The sequence below is a fragment of the Phormidium pseudopriestleyi FRX01 genome (assembly GCF_017313335.1).
In the GTDB taxonomy this organism is placed as follows: Bacteria; Cyanobacteriota; Cyanobacteriia; order Cyanobacteriales; family Laspinemataceae; genus Laspinema; species Laspinema pseudopriestleyi.
This window is the reverse complement of the sequence record NZ_JAFLQW010000356.1, coordinates 1-17,210: the sequence shown is the minus strand read 5'-3', so window position 1 is coordinate 17,210 and position 17,210 is coordinate 1. Positions and strand designations below refer to the sequence as shown.

At 48.1% G+C, this 17,210-nt stretch carries 13 protein-coding genes; 7 read left to right on the top strand and 6 right to left on the bottom strand.

The annotated features are described in order from the left end of the window. On the bottom strand, positions 1-1,556 hold a 1,556-nt coding region (locus tag J0895_RS13410), incomplete at its 3' end, for a M16 family metallopeptidase (RefSeq protein WP_422894332.1). 205 nt (positions 1,557-1,761) lie between these two features. Here J0895_RS13410 and J0895_RS13405 point away from each other — a divergent pair. After that, positions 1,762-2,385 carry a TetR/AcrR family transcriptional regulator gene (locus tag J0895_RS13405; RefSeq protein ID WP_207088585.1) on the top strand — a complete coding sequence of 208 codons (624 nt, stop codon included), beginning with the start codon at positions 1,762-1,764 and terminating at the stop codon, positions 2,383-2,385. An 11-nt stretch (positions 2,386-2,396) separates the two neighbouring features. Here J0895_RS13405 and J0895_RS13400 read toward each other — a convergent pair whose 3' ends face one another. Beyond that, positions 2,397-2,840, bottom strand: coding sequence for a DUF4332 domain-containing protein (locus J0895_RS13400; RefSeq protein ID WP_207088584.1), 444 nt, complete (start codon positions 2,838-2,840; stop codon positions 2,397-2,399). 80 nt (positions 2,841-2,920) lie between these two features. Here J0895_RS13400 and J0895_RS13395 point away from each other — a divergent pair, with 80 nt between their 5' ends. From J0895_RS13395 to J0895_RS13385, 3 genes are all read left to right on the top strand, one after another. Next, the gene (locus J0895_RS13395) at positions 2,921-4,303 is read left to right on the top strand and encodes an aminopeptidase P family protein (protein WP_207088588.1); all 1,383 of its coding nucleotides are present in this window, start codon (positions 2,921-2,923) and stop codon (positions 4,301-4,303) included. A gap of 1,483 nt (positions 4,304-5,786) precedes the next feature. After that, positions 5,787-7,130, top strand: coding sequence for a serine hydrolase (locus tag J0895_RS13390; RefSeq protein ID WP_207088583.1), 1,344 nt, complete (start codon positions 5,787-5,789; stop codon positions 7,128-7,130). A 31-nt stretch (positions 7,131-7,161) separates the two neighbouring features. Beyond that, the gene (locus J0895_RS13385; RefSeq protein WP_207088582.1) at positions 7,162-8,031 is read left to right on the top strand and encodes an alpha/beta fold hydrolase; all 870 of its coding nucleotides are present in this window, start codon (positions 7,162-7,164) and stop codon (positions 8,029-8,031) included. Positions 8,032-8,053: 22 nt separating this feature from the next. Here the strand turns inward: J0895_RS13385 and J0895_RS13380 are convergent, their stop codons facing one another. The 4 genes from J0895_RS13380 to J0895_RS13365 all read right to left on the bottom strand — a co-directional run bounded on the left by J0895_RS13380 (position 8,054) and on the right by J0895_RS13365 (position 10,932). Next, the gene (locus J0895_RS13380; protein WP_207088581.1) at positions 8,054-8,338 is read right to left on the bottom strand and encodes a DUF1816 domain-containing protein; all 285 of its coding nucleotides are present in this window, start codon (positions 8,336-8,338) and stop codon (positions 8,054-8,056) included. A gap of 70 nt (positions 8,339-8,408) precedes the next feature. Then, the gene (rlmB, locus tag J0895_RS13375; RefSeq protein WP_422894331.1) at positions 8,409-9,209 is read right to left on the bottom strand and encodes a 23S rRNA (guanosine(2251)-2'-O)-methyltransferase RlmB; all 801 of its coding nucleotides are present in this window, start codon (positions 9,207-9,209) and stop codon (positions 8,409-8,411) included. A gap of 321 nt (positions 9,210-9,530) precedes the next feature. Next, positions 9,531-10,046: a ribonuclease III domain-containing protein gene (locus J0895_RS13370; RefSeq protein ID WP_207088579.1), complete on the bottom strand. Its 516-nt coding sequence runs from the start codon at positions 10,044-10,046 to the stop codon at positions 9,531-9,533. A 517-nt stretch (positions 10,047-10,563) separates the two neighbouring features. Then, positions 10,564-10,932 carry an STAS domain-containing protein gene (locus J0895_RS13365; RefSeq protein ID WP_207088587.1) on the bottom strand — a complete coding sequence of 123 codons (369 nt, stop codon included), beginning with the start codon at positions 10,930-10,932 and terminating at the stop codon, positions 10,564-10,566. Positions 10,933-11,431: 499 nt separating this feature from the next. On the opposite strand from J0895_RS13365, the gene J0895_RS13360 reads away from it, so the two are divergent. The 3 genes from J0895_RS13360 to J0895_RS13350 all read left to right on the top strand — a co-directional run bounded on the left by J0895_RS13360 (position 11,432) and on the right by J0895_RS13350 (position 16,647). Further along, positions 11,432-12,730 carry a glutamyl-tRNA reductase gene (locus tag J0895_RS13360; protein ID WP_207088578.1) on the top strand — a complete coding sequence of 433 codons (1,299 nt, stop codon included), beginning with the start codon at positions 11,432-11,434 and terminating at the stop codon, positions 12,728-12,730. 585 nt (positions 12,731-13,315) lie between these two features. Then, positions 13,316-16,348, top strand: a complete 3,033-nt coding sequence (locus J0895_RS13355) for a UPF0182 family protein (RefSeq protein WP_207088577.1) — start codon at positions 13,316-13,318, stop codon at positions 16,346-16,348. An 80-nt stretch (positions 16,349-16,428) separates the two neighbouring features. Then, positions 16,429-16,647, top strand: a complete 219-nt coding sequence (locus tag J0895_RS13350) for a hypothetical protein (protein WP_207088576.1) — start codon at positions 16,429-16,431, stop codon at positions 16,645-16,647. Positions 16,648-17,210: the final 563 nt, after the last annotated feature.

Below are 17,210 nucleotides of genomic sequence, written 5' to 3'. Positions count from 1 at the left end.
GTCCGATTTTCAGGACGGAATGTGTCACGAGAGACGCGCAGAATATCTTTCGGCGTCACCGCAGCAATTTGCTCTAATTCTTGAAATAAATTGCGCCAATCGCCGGTTTTAATTTGATATTCCACCAACAAACTAGCCATACCTTGATTAGAAGCCAGCGATCGCAACACACCCGCTCTGGCTTGAGTTTTCACCCGCTCTAACTCCTCAAGAGAGACCTCCTCCACTGTCAGCCGATTGATTTGCTCTTGCAATCCAGCGGCGACTTCTTCTACTGTATGACCCGGAGCAGTCAGGCCATAAAATAGCATCAAATTGGCATACTTTTGTCCGGGAAATCCATTCAGACCCTGGGCAGTAAGGGCCACTTGTTGCTGTTCTACGAGAGATTTATAGAGACGAGAAGTCCGACCAGAACTGAGGATTTGAGCCATCAATTCATAAACCACATTATCTGGATGATTGATACCGGGACGGTGATATCCTTCCAGATACCAAGGTTCAGAGGGGAAGCGGACTACAACCTGTCTCGGTTCAGTCTGAGGAGGTTCAACTAAAGTCACCTCTGGGGGAGTGGGTCCAGCGCTGTAACGACCAAAATAAATCTCTGCCAGTCGTCGCACATTCTCCGGGTCCACATCTCCAACAACAGCGATGGTCAAATTATTGGGAACGTAATAAGTCTCAAAAAACTCCTGGACATCTTCACGCCGGAGATTGACTAAATCCTCGGGATAGCCAATCACAGGTTGGCGATAGGGATGCTCCACAAAGGCAGTTTGCAGAAATTCCTCAATCATTTTGCCAATGGGGGAGTTATCCGTCCGCATTCTTCTCTCTTCGAGAATCACCTGCTTTTCCCGATAAAATTCGCGAAAGACGGGTTCCAGGAAACGCTCAGACTCCAGAGACATCCAGAGTTCTAACTTATTGGAAGGAAAGCTGTAGAAATAGCGAGTGGCATCAGCAGACGTGGTAGCATTGAGTCCAACGCCTCCGGATTGTTCAACAATTTGACCCAATTCGTTCTGGACCACCAACTCACCGGCAGCCGCCTCGGTTTTCTCAAATTCGGCTTGTAACCGTTCAGCTTCGGCAGTTTTTCCAGCAGTAGTGGCGCTTCTAATTTGAGCGTCAAGGCGATCGAGTTTTTCGAGTAGCTCTTTTTCGGCTGGATAGTTTCGGGTCCCAATTCGCTGAGTCCCTTTAAAGGCTAAATGCTCTAAAAAGTGGGCAACCCCGGTTTTGCCTTCCGGTTCGTTAGTACCCCCGACATCGGCGTATGTTAGAAATGAAATAACCGGGGCGGTATGTCGTTCTAAAACGATAAACTTGAGTCCATTATCGAGGGTAAACTCGCTAATTTTCTCGGCAACCCGGTCTAAGTAAGGCTGGATTGACTGAGTTGTAGCGGGGGAAACTTGTTCTCGACCCAGTGCCGGGTTTAATGAAATCCCGGACCATAGCAGAAGCGTGACCAAAAGGGCAATCATGAAGTGTCGGGAGTGTGACCATTTCCCAGTCCATTGGGGTTTTCCCCATTTTGCGATCGCCATCCGAAACCTAGAGATTGACATAGACAATAAAAAAAATCGGTGATTTGGATTCATCAGTCTGAGGGTAACCCCTCGATTGAGCGTCAGCCATTTTAAGTGATGCAAGGGCGGTTATTCCTCTGTTTGATTCGGGTTCATTGAGTCCTGAAGGGGTTAGAAAAAACGCTATTGATGTGATTTCCCACAGCACTATTTTCTATTAACCATGAATATATTTACTCGCTCCCAACCTGCTGAAACTGATACGCGCACTCGGATTTTAAATGCGGCGCAGCGGTTATTTGCCCAAAAGGGTTACAACGGAACCACGACAAGGGACCTTGCTCAAGCTGCCAGTGTAGCTGAAGGAACCCTCTTCCGTCATTTTGCCAATAAAAAAGCAATTTTGGTGGAGTTAGCCACTCAGGGATGGATTGAAATCCTCACGGATCTGCTCACGGAACTGAGTGAAATGGGCAGTTATCAGGCAGTGGCGCAAGTGATGCGGCGGCGGATGTTGAATATTCACAAGAATGCGGATTTGATGCGGGTTTGCTTCCTGGAGGCTCAGTTTCACCCGGAGTTACGCGATCGCATCCAGGCAGAAGTAATTTCCAAAATGACCGATGTCGCTGAGGCATTCTTTGAAACCGCAATGGAACGCGGTATTTATCGTCCCATGAATCCTCGCCTCGTTGCTCATGTGTTTCTGGGAATGTTTGCCGTAGCAGGTTTCAGTCAGCAAACCCTCCTGGAAAACGATTCCTCCCCAAAAGCTATGAAGGAAATGGCGGAAGGATTGGCGGATATTTTCCTACATGGGGTCTTAGCGCAACCCCAGAAGGAGTAATTCTCCCTCGTTCATCTCTTGGTAAGGGTCCGCGCCTGTTGAATCCATCGCGTCACTTCATCCACCGGGGGACAGAGGTCCCGGCGTTGGAGATGGGCCACTTGGACCCTCAAAAGTTGTTGGTGCAATCGGTGGATGGGTAAGTCCGCCAGTTGGGCGATCGAAGCAATCCCGGCGTGCAGCAATAACCCACAATATTCACATCCGACAGTTGGAATTGAGGCCAGTTCTGCCATTGCGACCCATTTATTCAGATATTGAATATGAATTCCTAACTCAGTGGCGATCGCCTGCCGTTGCTCAGATGCTTTCCCCCGGCGCAGCAGTTCCCGAGTGGTGGTAATCCCGCAACTTTCCAGTAGATTTTGGTCCGTGGAACTAACCCCAGGTAATTGGGCGATCGGCCAGTGACTCGGTTTTAAAGGGCGCACTTGCCCCGATTTAGATGCGTTCATGGGTTTAATTAGATGAAGACTGTTTACTCCCTATGATGGTTGATCAAACCCAAATTGATCGCAACGTTAAATTATCCATTATGCAAATGTCCACTCCTGCAACTTCCCTACATCAGCGCCGCCAAAAGCTGGCCCAAGAGACCGCTTTTCCCGTGATTTTGTGGTCGGGAAGTCCCTGTTCCCGCAATTTTCCGGCGAATGTCTATCCCTTTCGCCCCAGCAGTCATTTCTTATATTTTGCCGGAGTCTCCCTCGAAAATGCAGCAATTCGTCTGGAAGGGGGCAGATTGGAACTGTTTATGGACGATCCCCACCCAGGCAGTACCCTCTGGCATGGAGAAATGCCGAAGCGATCGCAGGTTGCCGAGGCGATCGCCGCAGATGAGGCATTTCCCCTTTCCGAGTTAAAATCTCGTAGCCAAAATGCCGCTACTGTTGCTGCAACAGATTTGAAGACGCGGATGGAACAGGTGGATGTCCTCGATCGCCCGGTGGGATTGTTTTCGGATCACGGGAACCCCACGGTTGCTCGCGATCGGGAATTGGCCCGGGCGATCGCTCAATTACGCCTAATCCACGATGAATCCGCCATTCATGAACTCTTACAAGCGGCTGCCTGTACCGTCCAAGCTCATCTGGTGGGAATGATGTCCACTCGACGCGCTCAAACCGAAGCAATGGTCCGGGGTGCAATGGAAGGGGCAATCATCGCCCAAAATTTTACCTGTGCTTATAACAGTATTGTCACGGTTGAAGGCCAAGTTTTGCACAATCAGCATTACCATAACCTGTTGCAGCCGGGAGACTTGCTATTAGTGGATGTGGGTGCAGAAACCGCTACAGGTTGGGCAGCAGATGTCACCCGCACCTGGCCGGTTTCTGGGCAGTTTTCCCCCACCCAACGGGATATCTACGATGTGGTTTTGGCGGCCCATGACTGCTGCATTGAGCAGGTGGGTCCTGGAGTTGAATATGCGGATATTCATCGGGTAGCAGCAGTGGCGATCGCCCAAGGATTGGTAGATTTAGGAATTCTGCGTGGCAATCCCGAGGATTTGGTGGAAATGGACGCCCATGCCTTATTTTTTCCGCATGGTGTCGGACATCTCCTGGGATTGGATGTTCATGATATGGAAGATTTGGGAGATATTGCGGGATATCAGGAGGGTCGCGATCGCAGCGATCGCTTTGGATTATGTTACCTGCGTCTGAACCGGACCTTACAACCGGGAATGTTAGTCACCATTGAACCCGGATTTTATCAAGTTCCCGCTATTTTAAACGACCCCCAACGGCGTGATCAATATGATGGCGTCGTCAACTGGGATAAATTAGCCCAGTTTCACGATGTCCGAGGCATCCGCATCGAGGATGATATCATGGTCACCCAAGAGGGTCGGGAAGTCTTTACGGCTGCCTTGCCGGTGCAAGCGCAGAAAATCGAGCAGATTGTTCGGGGTTGAATCTCACTTGTCCGAGGTGGACTGGCGGGCCGCATTTTGTGACCCGCCCAACAGAGTCAGCCGGACAACTTAAAAAACTAGCGTTCCGAACGCTCTTCCCGACTGCCCCGATGATGATCGCATTCTTTCTGATCGTTCTCCTTACAGTCGGAATTCGCCTGTGTGGTTGGACGCTCCTGATAGGGTCTAGTCACAGGGACTAACATGGCTTGAACATTCGGCGCAGGTAGTCCAGGAGCAAAATATATCTGAATGGGCAGCAAAAACGGGGCCAGATTCAATCGGAAATGTGCAAAATTAACTGTTAGCATTAGCTGATCCGAAACTCTTCTGATTTCATTAATCTATAAAACAGGGGCAATTTTCGCACTTAAAAAATTGCTTTATATCCGGACTTCAACCTCGCTGAAATCTGGAATAAAACCTTTAAGTTGCTATAGTACAGCGAGTTAACAAGTTTTGATAAAAATTTGCTAACTTTCGTCACTATATGTCAAGTTGGTCATTTTTAGATGTGGGGTTTAACCCATCATGGGTAAGAGCAATCAGGGATATTAACCTCCAGTTTTGGGAGGAGGATTGCTTTTGCTTAAACCTGTAGGCTTTCTGATCCCTAGAGTACCCAAACGACCTCTTATGAGCCTTTGGGAACTAATTCCAAGATTTTTCTTCCTTTACCATAAAATAGAAAAAAGCGCATCTTTCTACGAAATTCTTATCAATTTCGATTAGATACTGCGGCATTGATACCAGCCGCCCTCAATTGTCAAAAATTTTCGGGTTTTAGTTTGCCCTCGATTGCTGCGCCGGACTTGGTGAGACTCAATCCTATCAATCACCTCATCTGTTATATCCCCCCTCAATGGGGACCAGCGATGCTCTATGTTTTGAGGTTTTTCATTTGTAACATCCATCCAGGGATAGATTTTTTTTGTTTCCCGATTCCTTTTTTTAAAGTGAATCCTTTGCCAGATGCTTCCCATACTGACCGCTCTTTTTCTCCGGGTTTTTTACCCGCAAGCCGGTGACTCAGTAAACCAATCCTCCCCTGAACTTTTTTAACATCAGGCTCGAATAAGTGAAATCACTTAACCATTTATTGTCTACCCGGTCCTTTGATTTTCACATCAGCCAAATGACTCAAGAGAAATCAGCTATTTGACGGATGCTGAGTAAATACACTTAGGGATTTCCATAAAAAAAATGGGCACTATCCCTCTTTTGTAAAACTAGGTTGAAAGCTTAATTCCTGTTGAGGAAGAGAATTCTGTTATAAGAAGGGGTAAGAATTTCTCTGGAGTTTTTTGTGGTTTGTTTGTTGGAGCAGTTTTTCCGATAACTGAATGAGAGCTATCCTGCTACAAGGGGTTCGGGGTGGATTCCGCAAAACTCTTAGAGATGAATTGTTTTCGGTTTGTTGGTGCAGGATTCAGTAAAATAACGAACATTGATGGTTTTTATTTGGTGAGGCAGGGTGTGCAATATGCACAGAGGTAAAAAACGGATTGCGATCGCACTGACAAGTTCTGTGAGTCTACTGGCGGCGGGGATGTGGTGGATGCCCCAACCCCAAGCGCAAGCCCCTCCGCTGACTTGTTCTCCCACTGCAATGGAGACGGACTCCGGGACCGGCACCGTTGGCGATCGCCCCACAGCAGGGGAAAATCCCTCGGGTTCTAATCCAAACTGTGCTGACTCGATGCCTGACTCTACTGATGCATGGTCGTACCCTTCCGAGTTTGCGCCGTTGTTGCAACGATACGATACCCTGTTGGCGCGGATGGAAACGGTAGAACGAAATCTGGCAAAACAACTCAATGGCAAACCCTACTGGGAAGAGGCACTCAGCTACGGTGTTCAAGCATCAGAGTTGGGGGGGGCTGGCAACTCCTCCGTTGAGACGTTACAAACCCTCAAATCCATTTGGGAAAAAGCCCTGGATAACCTACATCAAATTCCAGAGGATTCCGACTATGGCGATCGCGCTGTTGAAAAAATCGCCGAATATCAAGCCAATTTAGAGGCCGTTTCTTACCGTCTGGAAGTGGCACAATCCCAATTTTTAATTCCCATTGCCGAACGCAGTGGCCTTTCTTCCCAAGTCAAAATCACCATCTGTCACCTCACCACCAACATCTGTCGTCGGTTGCGAGGAAATGAACCGGCGCGAGATGCCGCCAGTTTGATGAAAGTCCCGATCGCCGTGGCTTTAATGAACAAAGTCACCTCGGAAAAACTCCGGTTTGATACCCCGATTTATGTCGATTCGGCAAACTATACCGAGGATGCCTCTGAACTTCGGGTGGGTGAAAAATATCCCATTCAAACTCTTTTAAATGCCACGATCGGTCAGAGTAGTAATATTGGCCCCAATCAAATTATTGATTATTTGGGGTGGGATTACATTAATCAAGTGTTAGAAGAACGGGGTTTCACCCAGACGCGGGTTTATTCTAAATTTGTGGGCGATCGCATTTATCCTCAGAATGTGGCGATCGGCAGCAACACCACCACCAGCGACGATCTGACTCAGATGATGATTCAAATCTATAACCGAGAACATCTCGGAGATGAAATTCTGATTCGTTCCCTAGAACGGCAATATGACCATGAACTCGGGTTTGCTGGGTTAGAAGGGGGGTTCGGTCACTGGTTAGGTGAAAAAACAGGGCAAACCTCTCGCGTCCTCGGCACCACCTTAGCCATGAACCTCTTCGGCGAGACTTACATTATTACCGTTATTGACGATGGTGCCTATAGCGAACCGACCATTCGTCAGTTTATTTCTGAAATCTCGGAATATCTCTTCCGCAGTGGTCAACTATGAAAAGGAAAACCTCTAACATTAGCAATTCGACATGGCATCCTCTCCAACCCTCACTTATTCCCCTCATCACTTAAGTGTGATTACTCGGGGATCCGGCTTTCCGATTCTCTGTTTGCATGGCCATCCGGGTCATGGGGCTTCCATGTCTGTCTTTACAGACCATTTGAGCCAAAGATTCCAAACCATTGCCCCAGATTTGCGCGGGTATGGTAATAGCCGGACCCGAGGCAGCTTTCAAATGACGGACCATCTTAGGGACATAGAAGCCTTGCTCGATCGCTTGAAAGTCGATCGCTTTTTACTCTTGGGTTGGTCCCTGGGAGGGATTTTGGCAATGGAACTGGCGTTACGACACCCCGATCGCGTTACGGGGTTGATGTTAGTCGCTTCTGCCGCCCGTCCCCGAAGTTCCCATCCCCCGATTAGTTGGCAGGATTTAGCATTTACCGGAGTCTCGTCGATTATTAATCGAGTCGTCCCGAGTTGGCAATGGAATATCGACACTTTGGGCCGGCGATCGCTCTATCGTTACCTGATTCAGCAACATACTCCCGTGGCGTATCAATATCTAGCCTCTCGCGGGATGTCTGCTTATCTGCAAACGAGCCTTCCGGCCCGTAATGCACTCAATGCCGCCCTCAGAGCGGGCTACAACCGACTCTCTGGCCTAGAACAGATCACTTGTCCCTCCTTAGTAATGGCGGGGGAAGCGGACCGCCACATTACCGCAGATTCGAGCCGGGAAACCGCTGATCACCTCAAAAATTCTGAGTTCATTTGCTACCCCAATACCGCTCACCTATTTCCTTGGGAAATCCCGGCGCAAGTCCTCGGGGACATTGATCGCTGGATTGATCTCCATCCCCAATTGCTTGCACCATCGGAGTTTTCTTCCCAATAATTAGGCAGCCTTCCAGTTCAAATTAACCGCTATATGCCGGGGATTTTCCCCGACTACTCATCTCCCCCGGCTCCTCATAAACCGTGAGGTCGCTGGGTTTGCAGCGTTTGACCTTAAAGCAGATGCCTTGAGCACTTTCTTGTTCCAGGTCTTCTATATATCCGTTTTTAGCGGTTTCGGCTTCCGGTTTACTCAGGAATGGTCCAAAGTAGTAAGTACACCGAGGATTGTCTGTGGCAATCTCTATCCACCAGGCCCGGCCTAAAAGGTTCAGCAAGCTAATCAAGATTTCTTTCAATTCCTTCATATCATTCCCTTATTTACCGTTGTATGACGACGAGGTGCTATTAAGTCTTGGTTCAGTCAGATGGGTTTATTTACATTTCTTTATACTCCCTAGAATGTATTTTTTCAACCGTATGTTTCTTCAGATTTCCCATATTCGGACGCTGGGTCCATCGCTGACGAAAAATCTCGTAAAGCGCCATTCCCGTTGCCACAGAGACATTCAGGCTGGGGATCTTGCCTTGGAGGGGGATAGAAATTAATTCATCACAGTGACGTTGTGTCAACAAATTCAAACCTTCCCCTTCGGATCCCACGACCAAAACCGTGGGTCGGCTAAATTCGATGCTGCTGACGGCTGAGGGTGCGTTGGCGGCAGTTCCATAAATCCAAAAACCCGCTTCCTTTAACTGTTCCAGTGCGCGACTGAGATTGATCACCCGGGCAACCGGAAAAAATTCTAATGCCCCAGCAGCAACTTTCATCACCGTTGAGGTGATCCCAACGGCTCGTCTTTGCGGGATTACCAGCCCCTGAGCGCCGATCGCCTCAGCAGTACGAATCATTGCGCCTAAATTGTGAGGGTCGTTAATTCCATCGCCGACGAGGAGGACCGGGCGATCGGATACCTTTAAGGCACTGGCAATTAAATCCGGGAGTTCCCAATAGGTATAGGGAGAAACCTGTGCCGCAACCCCTTGGTGATTTTCTCCGTGGGTCAGCAGATCCAGGCGTCGGTAATCAACTTCATCAATGACGGTTCCTGTGGCTTTGGCGGTGGAAAGAGCAGTATGAAAGCGGGGATCATATCGCAATTGAGCGGTAATCCAAATCCGATGCAATTGGCGCTCTCCCTCTAAGGCACTCAAGACCGTATGGCGACCGTAGATCATATCTTTGAGGTCTGTGTCTGAGTCGAGGGCGACTTGGGCAGAACTAGAGGGAAAGGATTGGCGACTTTTCCCGTCCTTTTTCGGATAGGACGATCCCTGTCCATGATTTTTTTTCGGGTAGGACGATCCCTGTCCACTGTCTTTTTTTGGATAAGATTCTCGCTTGGATCGGACTGATGGCTTCAATTTTTCGGGTTTACCAGGCATGACAATTATGATTGGGGGGTAGATGGCTTCATCCCGATGTGGTGTTGAGTCTTTTTCCCACAGGGGAAAGCTCAAGAGTGGGAATCGGCAGGATGTTCAGGGGTGGAACTGGGTTTATAGTTCAGTAGAGCCACCACTTTCGATGGGTTCTAGGGTTAATTGCGTGAATAGGAAAATCAAGCGGTTGGGATCGGTGAGGTATAAATATCCCATCAGGCTTTCCAAGCTCGTTGCCTGTTGATAAATGGCGGCATCGACTCGTTTTGGCCCTCCGGTGGCAGCATTGCGCCCGCGTTTGAGAATCTCAAGTTCGGTACTGGTTAGGAAGGGTTCGAGCGATCGCAGTATCCTCGCTTGGCTCTCAGCTCGCACTTGCGACACCACACAATTATGATAGATTTTCTGGCGTTTGGGTGGTCGTAAATACCAGGCGCGGATAAACAGTTCGTACACCGCATCTCCGAGATAGGCTAGGGCGATGGGTGATAGCTGTTGAATTTCCGGGGCGGATAATTTTTTGACCGGGAGCATCAGGGACAAGCACTCCTGGAGATCGAGCGCCGGAGCACCGGGGGGGACCTCAGCGACTAGATTAGCTTCTGGGCTTGTTGCTTCTGGGGTTGCTGTCATACTGCCCGCACCAAACCACTTGAGTTAATGATTACCGATCCCACGTCCAAATCCCCTAACTGGATTAACTGGGTTACCATTTTATGTTCTGAATTCTTGATTGGGAAAATTTGACCCGGGTCACTCCCTCGCCTCACATTCTAGTGCCCGGATGAGGAGGGGGCGGTCAGCCGATCAAAGAGATATGGGGATTATAACATTTCGAGATCGGGTTCTCATCGGATGGGGCAGATGGGGCAGATGGGGAGGATAGGGGAGATGTTCGTTGACACGACTTCAGTCGTTTCCTCGTTACTTGGCTTCAGCCAAGTAACGCACCCATGTCCGGTTCCTCCAGTTCCTAAACAGGCGATTAAGCCGCTCATGGTGAGTGTCACGGATTCAGCCATGACACGATATCAGAGGTTACTACGAAGATGAAGAAACGACTGAAGTCGTGACACCGAACATCCTCCCCAATAAACAAGCTATCCAGTATCAAAAATTGAACTGGATAGCCATTTAGAGCGTGAAACACTCAAGTGGATTTGATATTTTCTAGGGCAGCGTCCAGCGATGGCTGCAAAGAGAGAAACTGCTCTAATCGAACCAGTTTTACCGTTTGGGTCACCCGGGGATTGCTGACAATTTGCAAGGTACCTTCAGCAGTTTGAGCTTTTTTTACCAGTTGCACCAGCGCACCTAAACCAGAACTGTCAACAAAATCTATTTTGGATAAATCCAAAATAATGTTAGTGGGACCCTCGTCAATACACTGACTGATCGCCTTCCGAAAGGTCGCTTCCGAAAAGGCATCGAGTAAGCCAGTGAGACGGAAGAGTTGGTAATCGTTCCCGACTTCGCGCGTGCCTCTTAGGCTAACGGTCAGGGTTAGTGGCTCAGGAATAACGCCCTCCTAGCTGCATACTCCTCAAATCGACGCTCCATTTTAAAGGCTTTCTCGCCGTTTTTGAATGAGCAGCGCCTTTAGATTTTTAGATTTTGAACCTCCCCACGTCTAAAGCCGGGGGATTCCTGCCTACCCCAAAGGGCGACAGCGGGACATTCAAGTATCACTCTAGACCATCAAAACAACTATCCCTAAAAGAAAAGAGATGATGCAATTTGGCTTACTTCTTTATTGTCCTTGCTTTCGGAGTTCACCACTAAGCCAGATAGGTACGCTTTGCATTCTGATATTGCTTGTCAGTTGTATAGGCTGGCGGATCAAGGCAGTAGTGACTTACTGTGCCGGAATTTCACCGAGACGTGAATACAATAATCACGCAGATGATTATTCTTACTCGCTTTTACTATTTTAACACGGTCGGCTCATATCCCCACGGATAAATCCGGGGGCTTTACGCCGATTCTCGGTAAACGACTAAAAAATCCAGGGAGAAAAGATGAATATTGCAGTCGTAGGTCTTAGCCATAAGACAGCACCCGTAGAAATTAGAGAAAAGCTGAGTATTCCCGAACCCGAGATTAAAGAGGCGATCGCTCATTTATGTAGCTATCCTAATATTCGAGAAGTCGCGATTCTCAGCACTTGTAACCGCTTAGAAATTTATATCGTAACGGGTGAAACCGACTCCGGCGTTCGTGAAGCCATCCAATTTCTCTCGGAACGCGGCCAATTAAACATTCATAAGTTACGACAACATCTGTTTATCTTGTTACAAGAAGATGCCGTCATGCATCTGATGCGGGTTTCCGCCGGTTTGGATAGCTTGGTCCTTGGAGAAGGCCAAATTTTAGCCCAGGTTAAAAATACTCACAAACTCGGTCAGCAACATAATGGGGTCGGACGCATTCTCAATCGTCTCCTCAAACAAGCCATTACCGCAGGCAAACGAGTTCGCACGGAAACAAACATCGGCACTGGTGCAGTTTCTATCAGTTCCGCTGCGGTGGAACTGGCCCAAATTAAGGTCCAGGACCTCTCACCCTATCGCATTGCCATTCTCGGCGCCGGGAAAATGTCAAAACTTTTAGTCCAACATTTACTCTCAAAAGGTGCTCGCCAAATCACCATTCTCAATCGCACGTTACGTCGCGCCGAAGAATTGGCTAAAAACTTCCCGGATGCGGACTTAAAACTGCATTTGATATCAGATATGATGAGCGTAATTGCTGAAACAGATATTGTTTTTACAAGTACCTCTTCTACTGAACCTATCTTAAATCGGTCTAAACTCGAAGCGGTTTTAAAACCCACTGGCTCGATGATGCTGATTGATATTTCGGTGCCGCGTAATGTGGATTCTGATGTCAATACCCTCTCGAATGTCCATTCGTTTAATGTGGATGACTTAAAAGCAGTTGTCGCTCAAAACCAAGAAAGCCGTCGTCAAATGGCAATGGAAGCTGAGGGATTACTGGAAGAAGAAGTTGAAGCGTTTGATGTTTGGTGGCGCAGTTTGGAAACGGTGCCAACGATTAGCTGTTTACGGGATAAAATCGAAACCATTCGCGAACAGGAACTGGAAAAAGCTCTGTCTCGTTTAGGGTCGGAATTTGCCGAAAAACATCAGGAAGTAATCGAGGCACTCACCCGAGGAATTGTTAATAAAATCTTGCATGACCCAATGGTCCAACTGCGGGCACAGCAAGATATTGAGGCGAGGCGTCAAGCGATGGAAACTCTACGATTGCTGTTTAATCTGGAAACAGAAACGCGATCGGGCGAACAGTACAGCTAGTCCAGGGGTACAGTTAGGGGAAGAGACCGGGGTTTTCGCCTAAATTTCTGGTTGCTCTGCATCAAAATTTGGGCCAAAACCCCGGTTTCTTGTCCCTGGAATCTGATTCTATACCGATGCTCTTTCTCGGTCCAATTGGATTAATTCATTTAATTTGCATATAGATTTTATTAGAACTATTCTGGGGAGTTCAGAATTTCCAGGGGTAAAGAAGTAGCCTCAAGAGGGTTTGGAGACCAAACCCCTACATCAGATCAGAGGGTGATCAGACCAAACCCCTACATCAGATCAGAGGGTGATCAGACCAAAACCCTACATGAAACTACGATTGAGCGTCATTAAATTTACCACCTTGACAGGGCTAGGGTAAAGAAGGGAGTTGGGGTTTTGTTTTAATTAGGCGCTTAAGCCGCTAAGAGTGCGGATCACGGCAGAGCCATGATCCGAGGAGAGTCATGGTAAAGCCATGAGACGAGTCGTTTAAAAATTATGCAAATTAAGGGTATGAGGAGTGGGAGCGATCGCCATTCCCTGACTGATGACTCTACAATGACAGGTAGATCTAAACTCTAAACTTTAAAATTCATGCTTAAAGGGTTAGGAAAACAAGCCTTTAAATGGATCGTGGCTGGATTAGCCTTATGGATGGGGATAGAACTTTTTGCTTTTTTGAGTGCCGAAAGTTTCTGGTTTGACGAAGTGGGCTACGAACGAGTCTTTTGGGTCCGCCTACTCACCCGCTTAGTGCTGCTGGCCCTAGGACTGGGAATTACCGCCGCCTTAACCGGAGGCAATCTATTTCTGGCCAACCATCTGAAATACGGCAAACTAGATCTACCCAGGCGGGGACTGACGGAACCCCCGGGAGGACGCGATCGCTGGAAACGCAATATTGGCTATCCCATCGCCCCTCAAATTCCTTCCCCCAATCCCTATACCGCCCTCAACTTAGAATCCCTGTTAGCCTTAGTCATCCTCCTGTCCCTAGGCATCTCCACCCTTCTGGTGTACTACGCTCAGGTTGTGGTGGATTATTGGCATCCCGGTTCTTGGTTACTCTTAAATTCTCCGTCAGTCCCCCTGGGATTTGGACTCAAATCCAGCCAGGAAATGTTACAGCAAATGACCACAGACTGGTGGCAAATTGCCCTGTTGTTGCTGTTTACTGTGGCGATCGTTCTGCAACCTCGCTTACTCTATGCGATCGCCGTTGCCTTAAGCCTGTTCTTCGGCCTAGTCCTCTCGGGTCAATGGGCAAAAGTTCTGGTTTTTTTCCACCCGAAAGCCTTTAATATTACCGAGCCCGTTTTTAACCGAGATATTAGCTTTTATATCTTTAATTTACCCATTTGGGAACTCCTAGAATTTTGGCTACTGGGAGTGCTTTGTTTCCTCTTCGCCGCAGTCACTGTCCTTTATTTAGTCTCGGGAAATAGTATCAGCGAAGGGAAGTTTCCCGGATTTTCTGATGGGCAATTGTGTCACCTTTATGGATTGGGTGCAGCACTCATGGGGGCGATCGCCTTGCGCTATTGGCTATTGCGCTATGAATTGCTCTATTCCAGTAAAGATGTAATTTATGGTGCAGGCTATACCCAAGCCAATGTAGAGGTCTGGAGCTATGGGGGCCTAACCCTATTATCTGCGGCAGTCGCCATTTTCTTGCTCTATCTGACCCTTCGCCAACCCGAACAACAGAACTTTAAACAGCTCAAACAGTCCTTGGGACTCTATGTAGCAATAGTGGCGATCGCCGGATCCGTCGTGCCTTTTGCGGTGCAACGCTTGATTGTCCAACCCAACGAAATTGAACGAGAGCGTCCCTACATCGAGCGCAGTATCGCCTTCACCCGCCAGGGGTTCGACCTCGATGGCATTGATGTCCAACTCTTTAACCCGGAAAATTCCCTAACCTTTGAGGATATCCTCGCCAATGACCTGACCATTAATAATATCCGCCTCTGGGATACTCGCCCCCTCCTACAAACCAATCGCCAACTCCAGCAAATTCGGCTGTACTATAAATTTCCCGATGCTGATATCGACCGCTATACCCTCAAAAAAACCGACCCAGAATCCGAGGAATTAATCACGGAAAAGCAACAGGTCCTGATCTCGGCCCGAGAACTAGACTATAGCGCCGTTCCCACAGAAGCTCAAACTTGGGTCAATGAACACTTAGTTTATACCCACGGTTATGGGTTTACCTTGAGTCCTGTGAATACTGTGGGTCCAGGGGGATTGCCGGACTACTTCGTTCGCGATATTGGCATGGAACGCCAAACCGTGAGTGAAACGGTCAATGATGGCATATTAGGCACCGCAAATGAACTGATTCGCGCCAGCATTCCTATCGGACATCCCCGGATTTACTATGGGGAACTGACTGATACGGAGGTGATGGCACCGAGTAATGTCCCGGAGTTCGATTATCCCCAGGGCGATGAGAATGTTTATAATGCTTATGAAGGAACTGGAGGCGTTTCGATTGGTTCTTGGTGGCGTCGCTTCATTTTTGCCAAATACCTGAACAACTGGCAGATGTTGTTCACGGACAATTTTAACCCGGAGACGAAAGTTTTATTTCGGCGGAATATTAAGGACCGGATTCGGGCGATCGCCCCGTTTTTGGAATTTGATAGTGACCCGTATCTGGTGGTTGCCAATACCCGCTTATATCAGCCGGGAAACAACCCAGTGGAACAACCCTTTCCAGAGGATGATAATTATCTCTACTGGATGATTGACGCCTATACCATCAGCGACCACTATCCCTATTCTGAACCGACTTCTCAGGAATTTAACTACATCCGCAACTCAGTAAAAGTTGTCGTGGATGCTTACAATGGGAAGGTTAAACTTTACATGTCCGACCCATCGGACCCTCTGGTTCAGAGTTGGCAAGAAATTTTCCCCAACTTGCTCCAACCCCTCGATGCCATGCCGGTGACCCTGCGCACCCATATCCGCTATCCCCTGGATTTTTTTGAGGTGCAATCGGAACGGCTGCTGACGTACCACATGACCGATCCGACGGTTTTTTATAATCGGGAAGACCAATGGCGGGTGCCGAATGAGATTTATGGCACCGAACAGCAAATCGTCGAGCCTTATTATCTGATTATGAAATTGCCCACGGAAGTCTCCGAAGAATTTATTTTGTTGCACCTGTTTACGCCGATGGGTCGCAACAATTTGGTTGGTTGGATGGGAGGGCGATCGGATGGGATTCATTATGGGAATTTACTACTGTACCAGTTCCCGAAACAACAGTTGGTTTATGGTCCCGAGCAAATTGAAGCCAGAATTAACCAAGATCCGGTGATTTCTCAGCAGATTTCTCTGTGGAACCGCCAAGGGTCTCGGGCCATTCAGGGGAATTTGTTGGTGATTCCCATTGAGCGATCGCTGCTTTATGTCGAACCACTTTATATTGAGGCCGAACAAAATAGTTTGCCCATTTTAGCCCGGGTAATTGTCGCCTATGAGAACCGCATCGTGATGGCAGAAACCCTTGAACAAGCCCTGCGTGCTATTTTCCTAGGACAAGGAGAACAACAACCCACGGACCCGATTATTCGTCCGGTGGAAGACTTGACGTTACCCCCGTTGAATTAATCGGATTGATCAGTCTGCTGGAAATTTATCCTAGTCCACTACACAGACAAAAATTGCTGACTCAAACTGTAGAGGTCTCCATGAAACAGCTCAAAAAAAGAGTTAGAAGTTTGCTTGTGCAACTTTATGAAGAGGTAGAGTTACTTCCGGATGATGATTTGCAACAGGTCGGTGCTGTGGTAGAAAGTCTTTATTATGATCTGTATGTGCTTCGCTTCATTCAGCAAGCGAACCGCAGTGTTAAGCCGGGGGATAGTTTCACTCGTGACGAAGCCTTGCGATATTTGCGATCGCTATGATGGTGATCAGCAACCTATAGCGGTTCGGTGGACTCATCAGGTCCAGACATCTAGCTTGCTCTCGATACTCCCACGGACTAGCTCCACATTTTATCTGGACCTGACCGGCCTGTCCAAGGCTATATTTTCAACTCAACCAGGACTTACGCATATTTTCCGAGCAAACCCTAAATGTAGAGGCGATTCGCGAATCGCCCCTACAGATTTAGGGAGCATGATTGAACCGTACCACGTCTAAAGCCGGGGGATTCCTGCCTACCCCAAAGGGCGACAGCGGGACATTCAAGTATCCCTCTAGACCATCAAAACAACTATCCCTAAAAGAAAAGAGATGATGCAATTTGGCTTACTTCTTTATTGTCCTTGCTTTCGGAGTTCACCACTAAGCCAGATAGGTACGCTTTGCATTCTGATATTGCTTGCCAGTTATATAGGCTGGCGGATCAAGGCAGTAGTGACTTACTGTGCCGGAATTTCACCGAAGACTAGAATACAATAATCACGCAGATGATTATTCTTACTCGCTTTTACTATTTTAACACGGTCGGCTCATATCCCCACGG